General features: G+C 64.0%; 21 protein-coding genes. 8 read left to right on the top strand and 13 right to left on the bottom strand.

Going from position 1 to position 23,250, the window contains the following annotated elements; translation table 11 throughout:
- The first annotated feature begins 138 nt into the window (after window positions 1-138).
- The 5 genes from DS839_RS07935 (at window position 139) to DS839_RS07955 (ending at window position 4,980) form a co-directional block, all read left to right on the top strand.
- Entirely contained in the window at window positions 139-1,881 is a 1,743-nt protein-coding gene (locus DS839_RS07935) for a fatty acyl-AMP ligase (protein ID WP_368911336.1), read from the top strand.
- Window positions 1,882-2,004: 123 nt separating this feature from the next.
- On the top strand, window positions 2,005-2,982 hold the full coding sequence (locus tag DS839_RS07940; protein WP_162918374.1) for an NAD-dependent epimerase/dehydratase family protein: 978 nt from the start codon (window positions 2,005-2,007) through the stop codon (window positions 2,980-2,982).
- A complete protein-coding gene (locus DS839_RS07945; RefSeq protein WP_119269753.1) occupies window positions 2,979-3,236 on the top strand; it encodes an acyl carrier protein in 258 nt (85 codons plus the stop codon). Before DS839_RS07940 ends, DS839_RS07945 begins: the two co-directional genes overlap by 4 nt.
- Complete coding sequence (gene spt / locus DS839_RS07950; protein ID WP_119269754.1) at window positions 3,233-4,435, top strand: serine palmitoyltransferase; 1,203 nt, start codon at window positions 3,233-3,235, stop codon at window positions 4,433-4,435. The genes DS839_RS07945 and spt overlap by 4 nt, the downstream gene beginning before the upstream one ends.
- A 320-nt stretch (window positions 4,436-4,755) precedes the next feature.
- A complete protein-coding gene (locus DS839_RS07955) occupies window positions 4,756-4,980 on the top strand; it encodes a hypothetical protein (RefSeq protein ID WP_119269755.1) in 225 nt (74 codons plus the stop codon).
- A 3-nt stretch (window positions 4,981-4,983) separates the two neighbouring features.
- On the opposite strand, the gene DS839_RS07960 is transcribed toward DS839_RS07955, so the two are convergent.
- The 7 genes from DS839_RS07960 to DS839_RS07990 all read right to left on the bottom strand — a co-directional run bounded on the left by DS839_RS07960 (window position 4,984) and on the right by DS839_RS07990 (window position 11,721).
- Complete coding sequence (locus DS839_RS07960) at window positions 4,984-5,784, bottom strand: hypothetical protein (RefSeq protein WP_162918375.1); 801 nt, start codon at window positions 5,782-5,784, stop codon at window positions 4,984-4,986.
- Between the two features lie 77 nt (window positions 5,785-5,861).
- Window positions 5,862-6,815 (bottom strand): diacylglycerol kinase family protein, encoded by a 954-nt coding sequence (locus DS839_RS07965; protein WP_119269757.1) that lies wholly within the window; start codon window positions 6,813-6,815, stop codon window positions 5,862-5,864.
- Window positions 6,815-8,026, bottom strand: coding sequence for a CDP-alcohol phosphatidyltransferase family protein (locus DS839_RS07970; protein ID WP_119269758.1), 1,212 nt, complete (start codon window positions 8,024-8,026; stop codon window positions 6,815-6,817). The genes DS839_RS07965 and DS839_RS07970 overlap by 1 nt, the downstream gene beginning before the upstream one ends.
- Window positions 8,023-9,099 carry an LptF/LptG family permease gene (locus tag DS839_RS07975; protein WP_119269759.1) on the bottom strand — a complete coding sequence of 359 codons (1,077 nt, stop codon included), beginning with the start codon at window positions 9,097-9,099 and terminating at the stop codon, window positions 8,023-8,025. The genes DS839_RS07970 and DS839_RS07975 overlap by 4 nt, the downstream gene beginning before the upstream one ends.
- Window positions 9,096-10,316, bottom strand: a complete 1,221-nt coding sequence (locus DS839_RS07980) for an LptF/LptG family permease (RefSeq protein WP_119269760.1) — start codon at window positions 10,314-10,316, stop codon at window positions 9,096-9,098. Before DS839_RS07980 ends, DS839_RS07975 begins: the two co-directional genes overlap by 4 nt.
- A 6-nt stretch (window positions 10,317-10,322) precedes the next feature.
- Window positions 10,323-10,760 (bottom strand): HIT family protein, encoded by a 438-nt coding sequence (locus tag DS839_RS07985; protein WP_119269761.1) that lies wholly within the window; start codon window positions 10,758-10,760, stop codon window positions 10,323-10,325.
- A gap of 46 nt (window positions 10,761-10,806) precedes the next feature.
- Window positions 10,807-11,721 (bottom strand): metallophosphoesterase family protein, encoded by a 915-nt coding sequence (locus DS839_RS07990; RefSeq protein WP_119269762.1) that lies wholly within the window; start codon window positions 11,719-11,721, stop codon window positions 10,807-10,809.
- 139 nt (window positions 11,722-11,860) lie between these two features.
- Between DS839_RS07990 and DS839_RS07995 the strand changes: the two genes are divergently transcribed.
- Window positions 11,861-12,589: a phosphocholine cytidylyltransferase family protein gene (locus DS839_RS07995; RefSeq protein ID WP_162918376.1), complete on the top strand. Its 729-nt coding sequence runs from the start codon at window positions 11,861-11,863 to the stop codon at window positions 12,587-12,589.
- Between the two features lie 53 nt (window positions 12,590-12,642).
- On the opposite strand, the gene DS839_RS08000 is transcribed toward DS839_RS07995, so the two are convergent.
- The 3 genes from DS839_RS08000 to DS839_RS08010 are packed head-to-tail and all read right to left on the bottom strand — an operon-like array spanning window position 12,643 to window position 16,270.
- Window positions 12,643-13,425 carry a nucleotidyltransferase family protein gene (locus tag DS839_RS08000; RefSeq protein ID WP_119269764.1) on the bottom strand — a complete coding sequence of 261 codons (783 nt, stop codon included), beginning with the start codon at window positions 13,423-13,425 and terminating at the stop codon, window positions 12,643-12,645.
- Window positions 13,422-14,558 carry a hypothetical protein gene (locus DS839_RS08005; protein ID WP_119269765.1) on the bottom strand — a complete coding sequence of 379 codons (1,137 nt, stop codon included), beginning with the start codon at window positions 14,556-14,558 and terminating at the stop codon, window positions 13,422-13,424. The genes DS839_RS08000 and DS839_RS08005 overlap by 4 nt, the downstream gene beginning before the upstream one ends.
- Window positions 14,555-16,270 carry an ABC transporter ATP-binding protein gene (locus DS839_RS08010; RefSeq protein ID WP_119269766.1) on the bottom strand — a complete coding sequence of 572 codons (1,716 nt, stop codon included), beginning with the start codon at window positions 16,268-16,270 and terminating at the stop codon, window positions 14,555-14,557. The genes DS839_RS08005 and DS839_RS08010 overlap by 4 nt, the downstream gene beginning before the upstream one ends.
- 49 nt (window positions 16,271-16,319) lie before the next feature.
- Between DS839_RS08010 and DS839_RS08015 the strand changes: the two genes are divergently transcribed.
- Together DS839_RS08015 and DS839_RS08020 are read left to right on the top strand one after the other, a co-directional pair.
- The gene (locus DS839_RS08015) at window positions 16,320-16,772 is read left to right on the top strand and encodes an NUDIX domain-containing protein (protein WP_119269767.1); all 453 of its coding nucleotides are present in this window, start codon (window positions 16,320-16,322) and stop codon (window positions 16,770-16,772) included.
- A 191-nt stretch (window positions 16,773-16,963) separates the two neighbouring features.
- Window positions 16,964-17,548, top strand: coding sequence for a GNAT family N-acetyltransferase (locus DS839_RS08020; RefSeq protein WP_119269768.1), 585 nt, complete (start codon window positions 16,964-16,966; stop codon window positions 17,546-17,548).
- On the opposite strand, the gene DS839_RS08025 is transcribed toward DS839_RS08020, so the two are convergent.
- The 3 genes from DS839_RS08025 to DS839_RS08035 are packed head-to-tail and all read right to left on the bottom strand — an operon-like array spanning window position 17,480 to window position 23,242.
- Entirely contained in the window at window positions 17,480-19,543 is a 2,064-nt protein-coding gene (locus tag DS839_RS08025) for a hypothetical protein (RefSeq protein WP_119269769.1), read from the bottom strand. The two genes, DS839_RS08020 and DS839_RS08025, sit on opposite strands and share 69 nt — an antisense overlap.
- A gap of 1 nt (window position 19,544) precedes the next feature.
- Complete coding sequence (locus tag DS839_RS08030; protein WP_119269770.1) at window positions 19,545-22,340, bottom strand: DUF4159 domain-containing protein; 2,796 nt, start codon at window positions 22,338-22,340, stop codon at window positions 19,545-19,547.
- Window positions 22,340-23,242 carry a DUF58 domain-containing protein gene (locus DS839_RS08035; RefSeq protein ID WP_119269771.1) on the bottom strand — a complete coding sequence of 301 codons (903 nt, stop codon included), beginning with the start codon at window positions 23,240-23,242 and terminating at the stop codon, window positions 22,340-22,342. The genes DS839_RS08030 and DS839_RS08035 overlap by 1 nt, the downstream gene beginning before the upstream one ends.
- Between the last annotated feature and the right edge of the window lie 8 nt (window positions 23,243-23,250).

The following is a 23,250-nucleotide window of genomic DNA, read 5'->3' on the forward strand; positions in this document are numbered from 1 at the left end:
AGGGATATGGTTTCCGAAACTTTAGTAAAATCAAGAGGTTGGGATTTGCACGGAACGGTAGTCAAGGGCGGTTTGAGGCCGGGTGAAAGCGATTTTGGCCCGAAGCCTACCCCACATCGCAATCCAGTGCTGGCAAAAGTGCTCGGTGGGTTTGCCACTCTGACCGCGGGTCTCGACTATGCGGCAAGGGGCGTCACCGGCTTCAATTTCTATTCACCGCGCGGCCAGCTCGAGCATGTGCTGACCTATCGCGAGCTGCGCCTCAGGGCGCTCCAGACGGCGCGCAAGCTTCTGGCCACCGGCCTCAAGCGCGGTGAGCGCGTGGCGGTCGTCGCGGAAACCAGCCCGGACTTCATGGCGGTGTTCTTCGGCTGCCAGTATGCCGGCCTCGTGCCGTGCCCGATGCCCTATTCGATGTATATCGGTGGTCGCGATGCCTATGTCGCGCGTATCGCCGGCATGCTGAAGACGGCCAAGGCCAGCTCGGTCATCGGACCTTTCGATCTCGCTTCCCATATTGGCGAGGCGGCGGAAATTGCCGGCACGGCGATCGTCATGACCTTCGACGAGCTCCAGGCGCAGCCGGAAAGCATCGAGAAGCTCAGGCCCTTCGAGGTCGACGACGTCGCCTATATCCAATATTCCTCGGGCTCGACCTCGAGCCCGAAAGGCGTGCTGATCACCCAGAAGGCGGTCGTCGCCAATACCCGCGGCATCCTGCGCGACGGCCTCGGCGTCACCAATGACGATCGCGCCTTCTCCTGGCTGCCGCTCTATCACGACATGGGGCTCGTCGGCTTCTGCCTGTCGCCGATGATGGGGCAGGTCACGGTCGATTATCTCTCGACGCCGTCCTTCGCCCGCCGCCCGGCGCTGTGGCTCAAGCTCATGTCGGAGAACCGCTGCACCATCGCCTATTCGCCGTCCTTCGGCTTCGACCTCGCCGCGCGCCGCATCAATGGCGAAGCGAAGACATTGGATCTGTCGGCCTGGCGGGTCGCCGGCATCGGCGGCGACATGGTGCGCGCCGATGTGCTCAATCTCTTTTCCGAGAAGCTTTCCGTCGCGGGCTTCGACGCACGCGCCTTCACGCCGAGCTACGGCATGGCCGAATCGACGCTCGCCATCACCTTCGCCGACCTGACCAAGCCGGTGAAGATCGATACCGTCGATCGCCTGCACTACAAGCTCGCGCAGCGCGCGGTGCCGGCGAGCGACGAGCTCAAAGCGAGCCCGGAGCTGGTGCGCAGCTTCGTCGTGTGCGGCAAGCCGATCGCCGGCCATGAGGTCGTCATCCGCAGCGATGCCGGCGAGACGCTGGGCGAGCGCGAGATCGGTCATATCCTGTTCAAGGGCCCGAGCCTGATGGCCGGCTATTTCGAGAATACCGACGCCACGCAGGCGATCATGACCGCCGACGGCTTCATGGACACGGGCGATATGGGTTACTGGCTCGAAGACGAGCTTGTCATCACCGGCCGTGCCAAGGATCTCATCCTGCATAACGGCCGCAATATCTGGCCGCAGGACATCGAATGGGCGGCCGAGCAGGTCGAGCCCTTGCGCAGCGGCGATGCCGCCGCTTTCGCGGTCGAAGGCCCGGATAGCGATGACCACGTCGTCGTGCTGGTGCATTGCCGCCCGACGGACCCCGCGGAAATGGAAGAGCTCCGGCGCAAGATCGCCGCCATCGTGCATCAGACGGCGGGGGTCGATTGCACCATCGTGCTGGTGCCGCCCAAGAGCCTGCCCTTCACATCGTCGGGCAAGCTTTCCCGCGCCCAAGCCAAGGACGGCTATCTCGCGGGCGCGATCACCGAAATCTCGCCGCTGGCTCACCTGCCGCAGCAGTCCGAGGTGCGGCTCGAAGCCGCCCAATAGAGCGCCGAGCGGTCTCATGGAACCGCCTCGGCGCTCCATGTCTTTCTTTTGCGCATCGGATTATCCGAAAACCGCTTCGCACTTTTCGGTCCGATGCTCCAAACTTCATTTGGCTACGGGCCGATGAAGGGGCCAATAGCACTCACGGGAAGCACCGGATTTGTCGGCCGGCATCTCACCAAGGCCCTGGCCGAAGCGGGCTTCACACTGCGCCTGCTGGTCCGCCAGGGACCTTATGATTGCGGCTTCGGCTCGGCCGAGACGGTCATCGGCACGCTCGACGATGAAGGGGCGCTCAAGCAGCTGGTCGGCGGCGCATCGGCCGTCATCCATCTGGCCGGCGCCATCTCAGGCCCCGACCGCGAAGCCTTCTTCGCCGTCAACACGCGCGGCACCGAGAAGATCGCCAAAGCAGCGATGGTTGCCGGCGTTCAGCGCTTCATCCATGTGTCGAGCCTCGCCGCGCGCGAGCCCGAAATCTCGGACTATGGCGCCAGCAAGCGTGCCGCCGAGGAGGCGCTCCTGGCGCTCAAGCCCAAGGGCCTACTGGTCATCAGGCCGCCCGTCGTCTATGGGCCGGGCGATCGCGCCACGCTGCCGCTTCTCGCCCAGTTCACCCGCCGCACCGCCTTCATTCCCGGCACGGCGCGGCTTCGCTTCTCGCTGCTCTATGTCGACGACCTCACGAAATATCTGATGGCGCGGCTCGCCGACGACGCGCAAGGCCTTATCGAGATCGATGACGGCAGGCCGCAAGCCTATGGCTGGCCCGATCTCCTCAAGATGGCCGCGCAAAGCGAGGGCCGTGAGGCGAGAGCGGTCTATGTGCCCAAATGGTTGCTCGAAAGCCTGGCCTGGCCGGTGGCGCTGATCGGATCGGCGCTCAAGCTTCGCGTGCCGTTGACGCCCGGAAAGGTGCGCGAGCTCTATCATCCCGATTGGGTGGCCCGTCCGACGCCGCCGCTGGCCCCGGACTGCATCGACTTCACCGAAGGCTTTCGCCGCACGATCGCCTGGTATCGCGAGCAAGGGTGGTTGCCCGGCAAGGCCGGCGCCGATAGAAACGGGCAACCCAAGGCCTATGGAGAGACGACGAAATGACCGCCAGCGCCGACACATTCATGACCTTGTGTCAGCTGCTTGAGCCGTTCAATACGGCCAAGATCACGCTCAAACCCGAGACCGACATCTCGGGCGACCTCAATATCGATTCCGTCTCGGTGATGGATTTCGTCATGGAAGTGGAAGATCACTTCAACATCGACATTCCGCTCAACGTTCTTTCCGAGACGCGATCGATCGCCGATCTCGTGAAAGTGGTCGAGGACCGTCTGGCAAAGGGGGGAACCCAATGACCGACCTGCTTGAGAAATACAAGGCGCTCGCCGAGCGCCACGAGCGCATGCTGTCCTTGGGCGTCAATGCCGTGGGCCTCACCAACGACCGCATATTGTCGCCGACCCGCGCCATCATTGCCGGGCGCGAAACCATCCTCGCCGGCACCAACAACTATATGGGCATCACTTTCGAGCCCGACTGCATCGCCGCGGGCCAAAAGGCGCTCGAGCTCTACGGCACCGGCACGACGGGCTCGCGCATCGCCAACGGCTCCTATGCCATGCATCGCGAGCTCGAGCGCGAGCTCGCAAGCTTCCTCCAGCGCAAGCATTGCATCATGTTCACCACCGGCTACCAGGCCAATCTCGGCATGCTGGCGGGCCTTGCGGGGCCCAAGGATACGATCTATCTCGACGCCGATTCCCATTCATCGATCTATGACGGCTGCACGCTGTCGGGGGCGAGGCTGGTGCGCTTCCGCCACAATGACGCGAGCGATCTCGACAAGCGCCTGGCGCGCGCCGAAGACGACGGCGGCAGGCTCGTGGTGCTCGAGGGCATCTATTCCATGCTCGGCGACCGCGCCCCCCTGGCCGATTTCGTCGAGGTGAAGAAGAAGCACGGCTTCCAGCTCCTGGTCGACGAAGCGCATTCCTTCGGCGTGCTGGGTGAGAACGGCCGCGGCCTCGCGGATGAGGCGGGGCTAGAGGACGATGTCGATTTCATCGTCGGCACCTTCTCTAAGAGCATCGGCGCCATTGGCGGCTTCGGCGCCGGCAACCATCCGCTGTTCGAGATGATCCGCTACGCCTCGAGGCCCTATATGTTCACCGCCTCGCCGTCGCCGGCGACGGTCGCGACCTCGCTCGCCGCGGTGCGCAAGCTGAAGGCGGAGCCCGAGCGGCGCAAGCGCCTCGCGCAAAATTCGGCGCGCCTTCATAACGGCTTCAAGGCGCTAGGCCTGACGCTGGGCTGCGACACGGTAAGCCCGGTCGTGGCGGTGAACTGCCCGGACGAGGTGTCGACGATCGCGATGTGGAACGCGCTCCTCAAGGCCGGCGTCTATGTCAATATCGCGCTGCCGCCGGGCACGCCCGCCAAGCAGTGCCTGCTCCGCTGCTCAGTCTCGGCCGCGCATACATTCGAGGAGATCGACCGGATCATCACGCTCTTCGGCGAAGTGGTGGCGCAAGGGCATTATAAGCAGGCGGTTTAGCTTCGCGGGAATCCACGCCTTGAAGCGCTGAAGCCATGGCTGTCTGGCAGTTCGATTCCATCTCGTGCCCGAGGCGGGGGTCTTGCGGCGCCACGGGCGTATTCCGTTGACGGTTCCTAATGGCTCGATCGATCACGAAAGCATGTGGCTGGACTTGCCTTTGCCGGGAATTGCCAGCTCGTCATTCGATCGCATATTGCCCAGGGCGATATCGTGGAGCCCGGATATCGAGCAATGCGGACACGCGGAGTCGGATAGAGTTGATGTGACGAGAGAAAAAGACCGGATCGTCGATATTCTCGTCCGGATTGAATGTGCGGATGAATGCGGTGCGATTTATCCAGACAATTGTAAAAATTGCGGAGGAAAACAGCCTGTTGATCCTGATGGAGAATGGATATCTGATCCGTCCGTCAGTGAACGGCATTCTGCGTGCAATACAAAAATCACCCGCTTTCAAGTTTGTCGAGAACCCTGAAATGTTCCTGAAGCAACTCGAACAATCGAAGGTCGGTTTTTCACCAAAGCGCAACTCATTACGCTGAGTGCTATTTAATGGCGCCGCGCCGCAAGAGCTGAGGCAGCAGCAAAAGGCCGGCGAAAACGGGATGGCGCTGCTGCCAGGGCGAGAGCGTGATTTTCCTGCCTGAGTGCCGCTCGATCTTCCATGCCGCATAGGAGGCGCCGCCTTCGAAGGTGAACGCCGCCTTGAGGAGCCTGGCCATGGAGAGCGCCTTGCCCTTCCAGCGGCGTTGCGGCCATGACACGGGCGGCACGTCCGACCGGCCCAGGAGACCGGCGACGCCGTCATAGAAGTCCGCATTGGCGGCGACAATCGCGCGGGCGCGCTCAGGTGCCTCGGGGCGCAATTCGGTGCGGTAGGTCTCGGCAAAGCCCCGCGCCCAGATGTCGGCGGGAGCGCTCCCCTGCGGCGCCGAGGCGAGCGCTGCGCGATACATGGTGATGACCGCATCGACGATGGCACTCACCACATGTTCGCGGTTGCTATCGCCCGCAACCTGGACGAGAGCCGCGGGCTGCGCGAAGCGGGCCCAGAAATAGGGGTTGGACGTCTCAGGTTTCATGCGCTCGGCAAACTGGGCGAGCGTCATGACGGCGTATTTGGCGCGCAACAGCCGCCCATCATGGAGCGTTTCCCCATAATACACATTGGGCGGCACGAGGCCGGCGAGAAAGCGGCTCAGGCGGTTGGCGCTAATATCTTTCGAGCGTTCCGTCAGGACATAGAGATCGATCAGCGATTCCTCAGGGCTGACGTCCCTGAGGCAGGAGCCATAAGCGAGGACCGCGGCAACCCCACTGTGGCGCGTCAGGATGTGGGCAGCCATGGCCCGGATGTCGGACGACAGCGGACGATCAAGATTTCGGGCGACAAGGGCTGCGATTTCAGCGGTCTGGCTCACCATCAGCCGCAAACATAGGTGAATTCGAGGCCGGTTTCGAGCCGCAAGGGGGCGTCGTCCGGCGCTTCGAAGAATTCGCCGTCGATGACGAAGGGTATCCTGGTCTTGATCTCGAAGCTGCTGCCGGAGAGGCTCCTGGCGCCTTGCGGCACGGTCCGGTCCTCGCCGCCATACATCAGGGGCAGGAGCCAGCGGGCGATCGAGGGAACCGGGTAGGGGATGGTGGAGACCCTTATCGGCCCGTCCTTGCCGCCCCAGAAGGGCCGCGTGCCGAGAATGAGCTTGTCGAGCGTCGTCGCCAAGAGCATCAGATGCTGGTCGGCCAGCACGGTTTTACCGCCCTGCAAAAGGGTGATGTCATAGGGGCGATCGATACGCGTCGGATCGGCGGGATTGGCGGGGGAGAACAGGGATTTGGCGATTGCCGCGGCGAGCGTCGCGAAAGTCGCGAAGTCGCCCTTGAGGCCGACACGGTGAACCGCATCCTGGCAGAACACGGTCGCCTGCCAGATGGCGCCAGTGCCGAGGAACATGCCATGCCGGATCTTGCCGTCCTTCGGATTGGCCACCCGCAAGGTCGGCCTCTTCGCCAGAATCCGCGGCTGCCGGTTGGCGATGAAGTCCGCCTGGACTTTGACATTGCGGTTGCGGAAGCCGAGATCGGCGGCGGTCATATTGGTGGTGCCATGCGGCAGCAAGGCGAGATGCGGGACAAAACCCGGCGCATAGCGCTCGGCGATCTCGGTCTGGATGGCCTGGACCGTGCCGTCACCGGAGCTGATGAAGAGCTCGCTCACCCGGGCCGCCGCCATCTCTTCCAGGAACGCGCCGAGCCTGGAAAAATCGTCGAGAATGCGGACGACGACATGCGTATCATTCTTGAGCAGGGAAGCGAGCTCGAGCCCTTTGCCGCTCGCCTTGCCGGACTGGGGATTGACGATGAGGCCGCGCGTCATCAGCTCTTCGCCATCCAGGATTCGAGCGGGCCCTGGCGCCTGGCGAGCAGCGCCTGGCCGAGTTGCAGGCCGTGCAGCACGAGGCAGATGACGGTCCACCAGGCCACCGCCAGGAGGCCCCAGTCGGGACGGCCCGCCAGGGTGAAAACGGTCAGGATCAGGAGATTGGGATTGCGCCTGGCGGTGATCTGGCGAAACAGCGTATCGACCTTCCGCCAGATATGGATTTCAAGGCCGAGCCATTTGATGGCGATGCCCTCCATCAGCCGCTGCAGGACATAGCCGCCGAGGATCGCCGTGATCACGATCCAGAAGGTTCGGGTGTCGAGCGCGAGGCCTGCCTGGGCGAGGCCCAGGGCCCAGGCGACATACCAGAAGGGCGGGTGCACGAGATCGAGCCCGTGATCGAAAACATCCCCCCACTTGCTGGAGGTCAGCGTGGTGCGGGCCAGCTTGCCGTCGACGGTATCGAGGAAGGTCATGAGCCACGCCGCTGCAAGACCCAGGCCAAAATGGCCTTCGAGGAAGAGCCAGAAGGCGAGGAACACCAGCACCGCGCCCACGAGCGTCACCATGTTGGGCGTGATGCCGCGCGGCGCCAGCCACCGGGTCGCCATGAAAGCGGGCCTCGGCCATAGATGCTTGGTGATGAGATCGGTGGCGCCCTTGTAGGTTCCCATGAACATGCGCCATTCGACTTCATGCCGGTTGGCGGGGTTGAGCCTGAAGGCATAGGGCGTCTCGCGCTTGCGCAGCGCCTTCCAGAACCTGGCGTCGAGCTCATCGGGGGTGCGCGCTGACAGGTGCAGGTCGGGCGATGGCTCGCGGCCATTCGCCAGGATGTCGGCGACCGCCTCGGCATGCCGGCCTTCAGCCTGGACGGCGAGCGCCATGGAGCCTTCAGCGCCATCGCCGGTGAGGAGAAGGCCGGACGGTTTCGCGAGTATCGGGATCAAAGGCTGGTCCAGCACCGCGTCCGCCCGGATGAAGATCACCGGGCCATTGTGCTGCCTCGCCGCATCGAGCGCGATCTCGTCCGTCACCTTCTCGCGCGCGAACTGCCGGCGCAGGCGCTCGACCGGGGTCAGCGCCCACAGGCGGATGCCGCTTTCGCCAATGAAGCAGAGCACGGGCCTTTGCGTCCGCTCCGGCACCGGTTCGGAAGCCGCGTCTTGGGAAGCGGTTGCTTGCGTCTCTTGCTCGGCCGTCATACGTGTTCGGTGCGGAAGGAAACAATGCCGGCGACGGCGGCGAGGCCCAATACCGGCGCCCAGGCGGCGAACCATGGTGTAACGAAGCCAAGCTCGCCCATGGTGACCGATATGCCGTCGACGATGAAGAACAGGAAGCCGAAGCCGATGCCGACGGCAAACATCACGCCGATGCCGCCGCCGCGACGGAAGCGCACGGCGAGCGGGATGCAGAGCGCGATCATAGCGAGAGCAGTGACGAACAAGGTCAGCCGTTTGTGCCACCAGGTCTGATAGACCCAGGTGGGCCTGATGCCGAAGCCGGAATTCTCGATGAAATAGCCGAGGTCGTTCATGCTCATCTCTTCCGGATCGCCCGAGCGGGCGCCGGCCGCGGCCGGGCGGAAGGAGCCCGAGTAGATCATCTGGTCGAGCCGGTTCGGGGGAAGATTGTCGCGGTAATAGACCAGCACATTCGACAAGTGCCAGCGGTCCTGGCTGAGCACGGCGGTCTTGGCCATGATCTGCTCGCGCAACAGGCCGTTCTCGTCGCGCCGGAAGATGATGACGTCATCGAGCTTGGTGGCTTGCGCATTGGCGCCCCCGGCGCGCAGGATGTCGCGGCCGGCGCGCATCCATATGGGATCGCGCTTGCCTCCCACCTTAAGCTTCTTCTCGCCGTAATCGCCGATGCCCCATTCACGCAAGACCGGTGCCGCCCGCGGCACGGCCTGGTCGTTGAGCAGGAAGTGCAGGCCGCCGGCGAAAATGGCGAAAGGCAGAAGCATGAGCACGATGCGGAAGGGCGAGAGGCCGGCCGACCAGATGGCCGGCATCTCGTTGCGATAGCTGAGCTCCATCAGGACGAGAAGCAGCGCGATCAGCACGCTGATCGGCAGGAAGGTCGCGAGCGTGGCGGGTGCCCGCATCAGGAAATAGGAGAAAACGACATTGGGATCGCCGTTGCGCAGCGCCAGGATTTCCGGCGCATAGGTGACGATCTCGAGCGTGATCACGAAAATGGAAATGCCGACGAGGATGAAGATGAAGCGTATGAACAGCATACGCGTCAGCATCCAGCCGAGGATCTTCATGCCGGATCTCCGTGCAGGATGCGCACCGCGATGCGGCGGAAGAACTGCCGCAGGACGTTGGCGATGCGGTCGATGAAACCGTCGAGCCCGTCGGCCTTGAGCGTGAAGGCGGTCGTCCAGAACCGCCAGGCGGCATAGGCGGTAAAGATCAGGAAGGGCAGCCACATGGTGAGCCAGGGCGATGTGCCATGCGCCTGGGTGGTGATCGCACCCTGCTCGATGATCTCGTTCAAGGCGACGAGCAGCACGAGGGCGATGCCGAAGCGATAGTTGCGCTGGTTGCGGCGCCGGCCGAGAGCGAAAGGCACCGCCAGGAATGGCAGCATCGGCAAGGTGAGTATGGTGACCAGCCGCTTGTGCAGTTCGGCGCGCATCTCGTCGGGTGTCGCCCCTTGCGGCGGATGATCCTGCTGGAGGATGAGCTCGGGCAGCGTCAGCTCCCGTTCATCGTCGCCGCGCGGCCTGAAGGTCTTGTCGGCGACCTGCCCGAGAGGGGTGTCGGCTATGTCGAAAGTGCTGACCGTCGATGCGGGCGGCGGCTGGCTGGAACCTGGGTCCGGCGCGCGATCGATCTGCAGGCGGTGGCCGTTCTCGAGGCGCAATACCGGCAACGGCGTATTGGTGTTCTGGATCAGCCGGCCCGTCGCCGCGGTCACCGTCTCGAGGCCGCCGTCGCCGCGGTTGTCGAAGAGGAAAATACGCTCGAAAGACCCGGCGGAGCGGTTGAGCTTGTCAAGGATGAAGGTGCGGGAGCGCGCCTGCATGAAGATGCCTTCCTCGGCGAGATAGAAGACATCGACATTCTCCACATTGAAGACCACGGCGCGATATGCGTAGCGGCCATGCGGTTGCAGCCAGCCGACGATGAGGATGGACAAAGCGGCGAGGATGAGCGACAGGATCGCCACCGGCTGGGCCAGGCGATGGAGTCCGATCCCCGAGGCGAGGAAGGCGTCGATCTCGCTGTCGCGCGACATCTTGTTGAAACTGTACAAGAGACCGAGAAAGAGCGCGGCCGGGATGGCGAGGCCCAGATAATGCGGCACAAGATAGGCCAGCATCTCGAAGACGACGCCGAAGGAGTTCTTCTTGCCCAGCGTCGTGTCGAGAAGGCGCACCATCCGCTCCGCCAGCAGCACGAGGAGGCCGATGGTGATCGATATCATCAGCGGCTTGGCGAGCTGGCTCAGCACATAGCGGTCTACGATACGAAACACGGTGCTTCAGCCTTTCGGCCAGTGATGACGAATGGCATCGCGCAGCCTCACTTGGGCCTCGGCGGGCAAGGTCGTGGCCTGAGCGAGACTGGGCTGCCCGGGCCAGCCGGCATCGGGGAACTCCGCCGCCTCGAAACGCGGCGGTTGCGCATAGCGCGGGATGATGTGGAAATGCACGTGCGGGTCGACCATCATGAGCATCAGATAATTGATCTTGTCATAGGCACTGAAGTTCCTCAGACCGGTCTCGATGCAATGCGTTACATGGGCCAATTCCGCAAAGGCTTGCGGCGGAATTTGGGAGAAGGCCGTCCAGTCTCCCTTGGCTCCCAGGATCAAGGATCCAAGGGTGACCTGCGCCGGTCGCAGCAGAACAACCCAGTGCTTGTAGTCTGCGATCAGGGTCTCGGGAAGGCCAAATTTGACGAGCGTGGCATTCGACATAATTTGTAACATTCCCTTACGTAATGATATAGCGATTTCCCGTTTTCTACAGCGTATAGGCAGGATCGGCTACAAAAGAACCCTGCTTGCCGTCCCACCGGCGCACCGTGACGCTCGTCGTCCAGGCGCCGTCCTGCCGGCGGATCTTATATAGGTACCAGGCGGCGGCATCGTAGGTGGCAAAGCCGGGGGAGGTCGCCGAGGGCGCCCCCATGAGATGGGCGGTGCCGAAAGGCGTCTTGAGGGCCGAGCGCCCATGCCGGTGATTGTGGCCATAAAGGACCAGATCGGCGCCGTGCTCCTCGATGATCCGCTTCAGGTCCTTGTCGTCGTCGAGCGCCCGGCGTCTCGGCGTCAGGCCCGGGACCGGCGGATGGTGAATCAGGATCACGCGATAGAAGCCGCGCTGGCGCAAATCCTGAAGGATCGGGCCCAGACGGTCGAGCTGATCCTGCCCCACACGGCCGCCGGCGCGGAAAAGCGATTGCGGCACGGCGCTCGAGAGGCCGATCAGGGCGATGTTGCGGCGCTGGCGGACGAAGGGGAAGAGCGCGTCCGGATCCACGGGATCGCGCGCCGATGCGAGCTTGATGTCCCCGGTCATGTAGTCGGACCAGAGGCCGGCGCCCTCGGCCCAGGGAAAGGGGCGATAGGCGTCATGATTGCCGGGCACCAGCGTTATCCAATCGGCCGGGCCGAAAGCCTTGAGCCACTGGGCTGCCGCCACGAATTCCTGACGGAGCGCGATGTTGATGAGGTCCCCGGTCAGCGCCACGTGATCAGGCGATTGGGCCTTGATGTCGGAGATCATCGCCATGGCGATCACGGGATCATGCAGGAAACGCCGCCGGCGATGCCAGCTGATCTTCCCCAGCGCCCGTTTCCCCAGATAGTCGCGCCATGATTCGGCCCTGGGCAAAGGGCCGATATGGACGTCGGAAAGGTGAGCCAGGGTGAACATAAGGGATTAAGACAGTCTCGTTGACTTCCGGAGAATCGGGTGCGAATTGAGGTCCGCCGTTTTAGAGCCTTTCGGGTTTTGGTCGAATCCTTTTGATTCGAACAAAGCGGGGGCGGGGTGATCAGCGAGTTCAAGCATCGTGAAAGTCGTCATTCTTGGAGCAGGGCAGGGCAAGCGCCTCTTGCCGCTCACTGCCGAAGTCCCCAAGGCGCTCCTGGATATCGGCGGGCGTTCGCTCATCGGGCGTCAGATCGATGCCTTCGCGAGCTGCGGCGTCGGCGAATTCGTCGTCGTGACGGGCTATGGGGCGGGACGCATGGAAGAGGCCTTGTCCCAGATCGCGCGCGAAAAGCGCATCAGCATCAAGACCATCTTCAATCCGTTCTACGGCGTTGCCGACAACCTCGCCAGTTGCTGGATGGCGCGCCAGGAGATGAAGGGCGAGTTCATCCAGGTCAATGGCGACAACCTGTTCAAGGCGGATCTGGTGAAGGTCCTGCTCGAAGCACCACCGGCACCCGTCACCGTCGCCATCAATCACAAGCCCAATTATGACGCCGACGACATGAAAGTGATGATGGATGGCGAGAGGCTGACCGAGATCGGCAAGACCCTGCCGTCGGAGACCGTCAATGCCGAGGCCATCGGCTTCTATGTGTTCCGCGCGGAAGGGGCCAAGGCCTATGTCGAAACGCTGGACCGCGCCATGCGCGAGCCCTCGGGCCTCAAACAATGGTTCCCCGCCGCGGTCGGCATGCTGGCGAAACGCATCCCGGTCCACACGGTGGCGCTCGACGGCATCCAATGGTGCGAGGTCGATTTTCCCGTCGATCTGCAGCAGGCGCGCCAGCTCGTCTCAAGCTGGTAGAGTCTTTGTTCTGCGCATGATCTTTTCGGAAAACCGGTATCCACTTTTCCGGATCATGCGCTTCTCGCGCGCAAAACTCTTTCCGCGAGTTCTTTGTCTTCAGGCTTGTCGACATCGACGGCCGCTTCCGCGAAGGGCATGAGCACCGGGCGGGCGGTGAGATCGAGGCGGCGCGAGGCGAGCGCAAAAGCGCTGTCGAGCGTCAGGGCACCGGTGAGGAAGCGCAGCAGCGCCACGGGGCCGAAAGCGCCGACCAGCCGCCAGGGCTGTTTGCGCAGCTTTTCCAGATCGTGCCAGAAGGCGAGCGCCTTGCGGGCGCGGGGCGATGTCAACGCGAAGAGATTGCAGCCCGAGACGCGATCGGGCCCGAATTTGAGATAGGTCCGCTTGGCGTCGGGGAAGCGCGCCAATATCGTCTCGGCGCGGGCGAGACCGGCTGCGAGATCGGCGCCCGACGTTGCCGCTTCGGCCAGGAAATACTGCAGCATCTCCGCGGTCAGGAGGGGATGATCGCCGGTGGTGATGGCCCAAGGAAACGCGGCGTTTTCCGGCAGCGCCGAGAGGGCCGAGCGCGCCGCGCTCTCGCCCGAAGCGAGGAATGCGACCTTCGCCGACAGGGGCCCCAGCGCTTCGTCGAGGAGCTTCCGGTTTTCGATCGAAACGGTGATCGAGGCGATTCCGGAAGACGAAAGCAGGGTGCTGATGACCCGTTTGAGCATCGGCTCGCCGCCGACCTCGACCAGGCATTTATGCGTGACGCCATAGGCCTTCGCCATGGGATCGTCCGGCCCGCGACCGGCGGCGAGAACGAGCACATTCCAGCCGGGCGCCGTCACGTGAGTCTTTTCTCGTAGATGCGATAGGTCTTGTATTCGGTCCCGCCCAGCGCCTGGATCATGCGGCGCATCGGCATGTTGTCTTCCAGGATCCACGACAATTCGGCATGCTTCGTGCCGCGGCCGAGATGATAGGACCTGACCGCATCGATGACGGCGAGGGCGAGCGCCGAGCCCAAGGGCGTGCCATGATGCTTCCGGCGCACGCCCATCAGCGGCATGCGCACCGAGCGTGGCGGCCGCGCCAGGAGCCGCCAGGCGAGCCTGGCCCATCCGAAAGGCAGGAGCTTGCCGTCGAGGTCCCTGATCCAGTCATTCAGATTGGGAAGGCTGACCGCCATTGCGGCGGGCTCGCCCTTGTAGCTCGCAATGGCGATGTATTCGTCGCTCACCAGCAGCTTCAAGTTTTTTCCCAGCGCCGCGATCTCCTCATGGGTCATCGGTACGAAGTCCCAATTCTCGGACCAGGCGTCATTGAAGATGTCGATGATGATGTTGATGTCGCGGTCGAGGTTCTTCTTGCTCAACGGCCTGATCGCGACATCGCCCGAGGTCTTGATCTTGTCGACCATGGCCTGCATGGCGCGCGGCAACGGCTTGAGACCGTCATAGTCATAGGCGAAGACGTCTTTCGCCTTGGTATAGCCGAGGTCTTCGAGATGCCGGGCATAATAGGGCAAGGCGTGCCCCATCATCATCGACGGCGGTGTTTCGAAGCCGGAAACGAGGAGGCCCATCTCGTCATTGATCGAGAAGTTGAACGGGCCGCGCACCGCCCCGAGGTCCTTCCGGCGCAGCCACGCTTCGGCGGCGGCGAGGAGGCTCGCGAAGACTTTCGGATCATCCACCGCATCGAGGAAACCGAACTGGCCGTGGCCATCGGGATGATGCTCGAGGCGCAGCCGGTCCCTTTGCGCCGAGATCCGGCCGACCGGCTTGTCATTGTCATAGGCAACGAAGAGCTGGACCTCGGAATGCCGGAAGTAGGGATTCTTGGCAGGATCGATATGCTCCTTGCGCTCGAGGTCGAGCGGCGCCACCCAGTTCGGATCGTGAGCGAAAACCAGGTGGGGCACGCGCAGAAAGGCGCTCCTGTCCGCCTTGCCAGCCGCCTCGACCACCCTCAGGCTCATGCGGCTCCGACCTTCCTGTCGACCTTGATGAGATGGCCGCGCTCGACCTTGTAGAGATCGGTCGCGATCTCCGCCCAGATCGGCCGATGGGTGATGGCGATGATGGTGTATCGACCTTGCAGCTCGATTATTTTCTCGCAAATGGCGGCCTCGGTCTCGGGGTCGAGCGCGCTCGTCACTTCGTCGAGGACGAGGAGCTTGGGCTTGGTCACCAAAGCGCGCGCCAGGGCGATGCGCTGGCGCTGGCCGCCGGACAATTTCGATCCCATGGCGCCGACCTCGGTATCGAGGCCGTTGGGCATGGCCATGATGAATTCACGCGCTCCGGCCTGGTCGAGCGCTTCCTCTATGTCCTTATCGCTCACCTGCTCATCACCCAGGACGAGATTGTCCCTGATCGTCATATGCAGCAGGTTGAGCTCCTGCGGCACATAGCCGATCGCCTGCCGCCACTGCTTGATGTCGATATCGGCAAGCGGAACGCCATCCAGCGTGATGACCCCCTTGTCGGGCGTATGCAGGCCGGTGAGCAGATCGATCAATGTCGTCTTGCCCGCCCCCGATTGGCCCTGCAGCACCGTGATCGAACCCTTCTCGATCGCAAAGCTCACATTCCTGACGATCGGGGTCTTCTCATGCGCGAAGGTGACGTTCGCGAAACGGCATTCCTTGTCCAGCACCGGAGCACGCGTGCCGGTGTTGATTTCGCGCTGCGCATTCGCTTGTTCGATGAGCTGTTCGGTGCGGACATAGGCGCCCTCGTATTCCGCCGCCTGCTGCAGGAGCTTCTGCAGCTTGCTGATGATCGAAACCACCTGAAAGAAGACGATTCCGAGCACAACGAGCGCGGCCAAGGATACATTGGCAACAGTGACCGCCAGATAGACGCCGAGACCGAGCGTCAAGGTGATCAGGAGCTCGCTTCCCTGGGTGAGGCCTTGACGGGCGACCTCGCGCGTGACCAGGGCTCGGCGCAGGCGTTTGAGGATCAGGCCCATCTGGGCGACCAGCCGGTTGTAACGATCCATCGTCTTCAGCGGCTTGATGTTGCTCATCATGTCGGTGATGAAGATCGTGAGATCGGCGGTGCGGTCGGCGCGCTTGTAGCCGGCGCGCTGGGCGACCGTCACCAGCGAGTTGAGGCATGCGGCAATCGCCAGGCCGACGCCGATGCCGAGCAAAGCGAGCCGCCAATCGACCAGGAAGGCGACGATGCCGTAAATGACGCCCTGGATGGAAAACGCCATGATCTGGGCGGCGACGAGATAGGCCATGCCGGCATTGGCGGCGTCACCGCTCATGATATTGGCGACACGCCCGGGCGGCATCTGCGTATAGAAACGCCAGCGCGCGCCGAACAAGGCCTGGATGAGCCTGCGTCGCAGAGCCGTCGAAACGCGCGCGATCGCAACGCCGGCGTAAGATAGAGCAACGAAGGACAGCAGAGTCTTCAGGGAGAAGAAGATCACGACCACCAGGATGAGATTGGGCAAATTGGGGGTGATGCCGAGGCCCGCCAGGAAATTGTGGATGAACGCCATGGCGGGCGAGCCTGCACCGGTTGTCATCCCACCGCTGGCAATCGACTGGATCGTCGGCAGAAGTGCGGTAATACTGATCGCCTCGGCGAAGCCGGAAAGAAGCAAGCAGAGCAACACGGCCCAGGGTCTGGTTCCCTCGGCCGACAGAAAGATACGGAAGACCTGTTTCATTTGCGGTTGGCTTTACTGTGATTGCCCGCCCTCTTCAAGGACAGCCCATATGAGCCGCCTTCTTCTCCTGATGATGCAGCCCTGGTTCAGATTACGGCGCGGCATGACGCTGGGCGTCCGTGCCGCCATATTCGACGACCAGGACCGTATCTTCCTGGTGCGGCATAGTTACGCCCCAGGCTGGCTTTTTCCGGGCGGTGGCGTCGAGCGGGGAGAAACGATCTATGATGCGCTCACCCGCGAAGTCGAGGAAGAGGGTGGCATCATCGTCGATGGGGCGCCCGTATTTCACGGCCTGTTCTCGAACGAGGCAAATTTCCGCGGCGATCATGTCGCCTGCTTCGTCATCCGCCGCTTTACCCGACGGGAGTGGAAGCCCGGCGTCGAGATCAAGGAGACCGGCTTCTTTCCGGTGACCGGCCTGCCGGACGGCACGACCGGCGGCACCCGCCGCCGGATCGAGGAGATCGTCACCGGCACGGCGCCGTCCGCTCTTTGGTGAGGGCGTGCCGGGTTGCCTGTTTACGAGGCGCATCGTCTGTGGTAAGGGCGCCGCCATGAAGCGGATGCTGCATATGCCCTTTGGCCTGCGACGACGAGACCGGTCGGCGCTTTCGCGCGTTTAAATCGCTCCGGTTTCGCGGATCATCCGCTTGCTGGGGCCAGTCAAGTCTCAGACCGTCGGAATCCAAAATGTCCACCATCCTCGTCGAAGCGGCTCTCGCCGCCGATCAATCGCACATAGAACACCTGCTCGATCTGGCCTTTGGCCTCGCCCGCTATGCCAAGACTTCCTATCGGCTCAGGGAAGGCAACACCGCCATTGACGGCCTGTCCCTGGTCACGCGTGAGCCGGGCTTCGGGCTTACCGGCGCCATCAGCTTCTGGCCGCTCAAGATCGGCGAAGCGGGCAGCGATGCCCTGCTGCTCGGCCCGCTCGCCGTCCATCCGGAGCGGCAGAATATCGGCATCGGGCGGGCGCTGATGCGGACCGGCCTCGACAAGGCGAAGGCGCTTGGGCAGCGGCTCGTCATCCTGGTGGGCGATGAGCCCTATTATGCGCGGGTCGGCTTCAAGCGCGTGCCCCATGACCAGATCGAGATGCCGGGACCCGTCGATCCGGATCGGCTGCTCTATCTCGAACTGACCGAGGGAGCGCTGACGCTGGCGAAAGGACTCGTGCTCCCGCCGCACCGTTTCGAAGAACTGTCAGCGGCCTTCGCGATACCACATGGCGGCGAAGGCCATCAGCAGCAGGGCCAGAGCGCCCAAGGTTGAGAACAGCGGCAGCTCGTGCACGGCGCGGACGCGATGGGCGTCGTTGGCCTTGAAGGCGAGCCAGCCGGAGCCCGCCATCTGGCGTCCGGCGTCGGCTTTGACGATGCGCGGCAGGGACGAATAATCCTCGAGCCAATAAAGGCCGCCGCCTGAGGCCCGCGCCGCCGGCGCCAGCTTGGCATCGGTCGCCACGGGATCGGCGGTCTCCTTGGGATCGGCGCTGCCGATCGCGACCGCTGCCGTGAGCTTGCCGTCGGTCAGGCGGTGAATGCCGGGCTCGGTCACCGGCAGGTTGGCGCGCCACACGCCCGGCGTCACCTGGTGGAGTTCGACTTGTTTCGTCGTCCCTGATGGCAAGGTCACCGTCACCGGATCGGTCGTATCGGCCATGGTGCGGCGCTCGATCTGGATACTGTCATTGTCCTGCTTGCCGCTCAGATATTCCTCTTCGAGATCGGGCTCCTTCATCAGCCAATGGGCAAGGCGGCGCAGCAGCTCGGTCTGCGGTCCGCCGCCTTCGAAGCCGCGTGCCCACAGCCAGCCGTGATCGGAGAGAAGCAGCGCCAGGCGGCCCTGTTCCTCGCGCGAGAGAACAAGCAGCGGCTTGTCGTCGAGGCCCGACATGACAACCTCGCCCGCTTCCGCATCGGCATCGACCAGCCTGAACCAGCGGCCCCAATTGGGCGTAGCACCCTCGGCGCCCGGAAGCCCGCGCGTCACCGGATGGCGCTGGCCGCGCTCGGTGACATGCGGCTTGAACCCACCTTCCAGGACCTGGCCCGACGGCACGACCTGCAGCACGGCGTTGAGCGGCGTGTTGTAGAGTCCGTCCTCGGCGGCGAAATCAGGCCCTGCGGCAATCAGCACGGCGCCGCCGCGCTTCACGTAGTCGGCGATATTGGCGAGATACATCATCGGCAGGATGCCGCGCCGCTGATAGCGGTCGAAGATGATGAGATCGAACTCGTCGAGCTTCTCGACGAAGAGCTCACGCGTCGGGAAGGCGATCAGGGACAGTTCCTTGATCGGCGTGCCGTCCTGCTTCTCGGGCGGGCGCAGAATGGTGAAATGCACGAGATCGACCGAAGCATCCGCCTTGAGGAGATTTCGCCAAGTGCGCTCGCCCGGATGCGGCTCGCCTGAAACCAAGAGCACCCGCAAGCGGTCGCGAATGCCTTCGATGATGGAGATGGCGCGGTTGTTCTGCTCGGTGATCTCGCCCGGCAGGGGATCGGCGATGATCTCGGTGATGTTCTGGCCGCCATGATCGACGAGCACCGGAAGCGACACGCTCTGGCCCGCCTGCACTTCGATATTCTGCTCTTCGCCGTTGTTCGCCCGTATGGTGACGCCGATCGGACCCGGCGTGTTGCCGGTCTCATCGACCCGGAAGCGGACGGTCTGCTCCTTGCCGACGATGCCGAAGCGCGGCGACTGCTCGATGACAATGCGCCGGTCGATCTCCTTGCGGCTGCCGGTGATGAGGCCGTGCAGCGGGGCATTGACGCCGAGCCGCGTCATGTCGGTAGGCACGTCATGGACCTGGCCGTCGGTGATGAAAACGGCGCCGGCGAAACGCTCCGGCGGCACTTCCGACAAGGCTTCGTTCAAGGCGCTGAACAACCTGGTGCCGTCATTCTCGGCCGAGACGTTGGAGGTGACGGAGACGACGCGCAGTTCGGTATTGCCGAGCCGGGCCACGGCCTGCTTGAGGTCGGTGAGCGCGCGCTCGGTGCGCTCGGTGCGATCGCCAAAGCTCTGGCTGCGGCTGTGGTCGACGACGGCGATCGCGATATCGGAAAGGTTCTCGCGATCCTCGTTGCGCAGGCTCGGATTGACGAGGGCCAGCAGCAGCAAAGCCAAAGCCAGGCTGCGCAAGAGCCAGCCGCGCCCGCGCGTCATCACCGTGATGACGATGAAGACGAGGCCTGCCGCCAAAAGCGCTGCCAGAAATGGCCAGGGCAACAGGGGGGCGATGGTGAAATCCCAGTTCATGCTATTGCCCCAGCCTTTCGAGCAGTGCCGGGACATGCACCTGGTCGGCCTTGTAATTGCCGGTCAGGGCATACATCACGATATTGATGCCGGTGCGATAGGCGAATTCGCGCTGGCGGTCGCCGCCGGGCGATACCGCATAGAGCGGCTGTCCGCGGCCGTCCAGGGCCCAGGCCGCGGCATAGTCATTGGCGCCGATGATGATCGAGGTGACGCCGTCGGCATTGCCGGAGCTCGATGGGCCGCCTTCCCCCGTCTCGACCCAGAGCTGGCCGCGCTCATAGCGGCCGGGGAAGGATTGCAGGAGATAGAAGGCCTTGGTCAGCACGTGATCGGGCGGCACCGGCTCGAGCGGCGGGATGTCGAGCTTCTCGACGACGCGGCGCAAGGCGAGCGTCGCGCCCGACACTTCGCCCATGAGGCTCGAGAGATCGGCGCCGTCCTCGCGCGTGTCGAAGAAAATGGTGCCACCATTCTTGATGTAGGTGTTGAGCTTGGCGAGCGCGGCCGGCGACGGCGCCTGCGCATCGGGCAGGATCGGCCAATAGATCAGCGGAAAGAACACGATCTCGTCGCGGTCGAGATTGACGCCGACGGGCTCGCCGGGCTCGACGGAGGTCCGCTCGACCAGCATGCTGCCAAGGCCGGCCAGGCCCTGCCGGCTGGTCTCGTCGACCTGCGCATCGCCCGTTTCCACATAAGCGAGCCTGGTTTGCAGCGTGTTGCGCAAGGCAAACTGATCGGCGGCCGTGTCCTGGGCGCGCACGCTGTCGGGCGGCAGGACGGCGGCAAGCGCCAGGAGAATGATGACGGCAGCACCGGCGCTGCGGCTCCGGAGCCTCTGCCAGCTGCCGGCAAGCCACAAAGCGGCGATGCAGTCGATCAGGAAGAGCAGCGCCGCCAGGCCGAAGAGATAAGGCGCCAGCGCCACCGACGGCGCGCGCTCGATGCCGCGCAGCTTTGCCGCCGAGGGAAGGGCGCCCATGGGCTTGAGATCGCTTTCGCGCAAAGTGAGGTTGATGGCGCGCTGAAGCCCGCCGCGATTATAGAGGCCGGCCGGATGCTCCGGGCTCGGTTGCGCGGAATCGATCTGGGCCGCCGCGATCGGTTGGGCATCGGGGGAAGGATCGGCGAAGTCGCCGGTGCCGGTCAGGACGCGACGCGGCGTGAAGGCCGCCTGGCTGGCGACCTCCTGGGTGCCCTTGTTCGCGCCGCTGCCGGCGCTCGGGGCGAGATCGAGTATGCGCCGCAACATCTCTACGAACATGCCAGATAACGGCAGATTCGACCAATCGGCATTGGCGGTGACATGGAAGAGGACGATCATGCCTTTGCCGCGGCGCTCGGCGGTGACGAGGGGCGTGCCGTCGGCGAGACTCGCCCAGACCTTGGGGGTCAGATCGGCGGCGGGCTCGGCCAGCACCTGGCGGTTGACCAGGACGGAGCTGTCGAGGGTGATGCCGGCAAAGGGGCTGGATTCGGGGAAGGATTGCAGTGCCTGCGGTGTCTCCCAAGAAAGCGCCGACCCCAAAGCGCGTCCGCCTTCGCGCAAGGTGACGGGAATGAGCGGGTCCTGGGCCGCGGCCATGCGGGGGCCCGCGAAGCGCAGGAGCAGGCCGCCGCGCTCGATCCAGGCAGAGATCATATCCTGCTCGTCCTGCGGCAGCACGCCGATATCGGCCAAGGCCAGGACGGAAAGTCCGGCATCGAGCTGGTTCTTGAGATCGGCCGACTGCTTGGGCTCGGAGATCTCGGTATAGGGCTCGAGCGCGCGCGAGACATAATAGAGCGGCGACAGCAGCGGCTGCGCCGATTCAAGCGTGCTCCCCGCCATCAGGCTCACCGTCTTGCGACGCCAGCGATCATCGAGGAGATAGACGGCGGCGGCGCTGCGCTCGCCCGACAATTCGACCCGCTCGACCTCGTTGCGCAATTCTAGCGGCAGATCGATGAACCCTTCGGCGCGCTGGGCATTGGAGCCGAGCGTGAGCGTGGTCTCGGCAAGGCTGCGGCCATTGCCGGCCAAAGCCCGGGCGACGACCTTCGCTTCCGGCGCGGCGGGCGGACGGAGAGCAGCGATCTTCAGGCGGCCGCTTTCGACCTGCGGCGCGGCAAGGGCAAGGGGCAAGTTGCCGGCTGGGGCGGCGATCACATCGAGGCTCGCCTTGCCGCCGGCGAGGCTCAGCAGGCCTTCGGCGAATGCGCCGGCCGAGCCGTGATCGAGACCATCCGACAGCCAGGTGACGCTGAGGCCGCCGTCGCGATAAGTCTGCTTCAGGCGCGCGAGGAGGCCCAGGCGATCGGGTTGCAAGGCCTTGGGCTCGAGCGCGGTGATCCGGCTCAAGGCATCCTGAGCCGCCTGCGGCACCAGATCCGTCCCGCGAGTCGTGGGTGAGGTGGCCGCAACGGCGACCGGCACGCCCGCCTGCTGAGCCGACGCCGCCAGGTCCTGCAGGACCGCCAGGCGCGTGTCCCAGTCCTTCGCCGCCGCCCAGCTGTCATCGACGACGATCAGCAGCGGGTTGCCGGCGAGGCGCGGCGCATCGCTCGGCGCGAGGAACGGATGAGCGACCGCGAAAATCAGGAGGCTCGCAAGAGCAAGGCGCAGCAGCATCAGCCACCAGGGCGTCTTGTCCGGCTGCTCCTCGCGCGGAATGAGCTCGAGCAGGAGCCGCAAGGGCGGGAAACGGACATGCTGCGGCTTGGGTGGCGTGAAGCGCAACAGCCACCAGATGACCGGCAGCGCCAGGAGCCCGGCAAGGGCCCATGGTGTCAGGAAGGTGAGGCCCTGCAGCATCAGAAAGCTCTCGCCTGGTTGGCTCGGCTCTTCTCTCCGCCGATCAGCCCATGCAAGGCGTGCAGGATCCTGAGCGGCGGCTCATCGGTGCGATGGACCGCAAAGCTCCAGCCGACGCGCCGCGCAATGTCGCGCACCTGTGCGCGCTGTTCCTGGAACTTCGCCTGATAGGCCTCGCGCAGGCTCTCCGTCTTTCCGGCGATATAGGTGAGAGGCCCCGCCATTTCCTCGAACCGGACGCGGCCCGAATAAGGCAAGGTCTCCTCGGCCGGATCGCAGACCTGCACGACATGGCCCGCGACGCCATTGGCGGCGATCGCACCCAAGGAGCGGGCGATACGATCGGGCTTCTCGAGGAAATCTCCGAACATCAGCACCGTCGAGAATTTCGGCAGCCTGACGGCGCCCGGCAGCGCGTCGGACGCCGGTGCCGCGATCAATGTTTGCGCTAGCCGCAACAAGGCAGGACGGGAATGCGCCGGAACGAGATTCGTTCCTAAAAGCGAGACGCGCTCATTGGCGCGAATGGCGAGGCTCGCGACTGCGAGCGCCAGCAGCTTGGCCCGCTCGGCCTTGCCGACATTAGCGAGATGGGACTGGAAGGTCATGGAAATGGACGGCGACACCCACAGCCACAAGGTATTGGCGGCCTCCCATTCGTTCTCGCGGATGAAGACGCGATCGGAGCGGGCCGAGCGGTGCCAGTCGATCTGCTGCACGTTGTCGCCGAATGAGTAGGGGCGATATTGCCAGAAGGTCTCGCCCGGGCCCGAACGCTTGCGACCATGCACACCGATGATCACGGTCGCGGCGATGCGATGCGCCTCGACGAGCAACGCCGGCAGCGCGCTCGACAAAGTCTCGGCGCGGTCATTGAGCGCGAGTGCGGCCTTATCCTGCATCCAGCTCT

Source organism: Taklimakanibacter deserti, assembly GCA_003574785.1.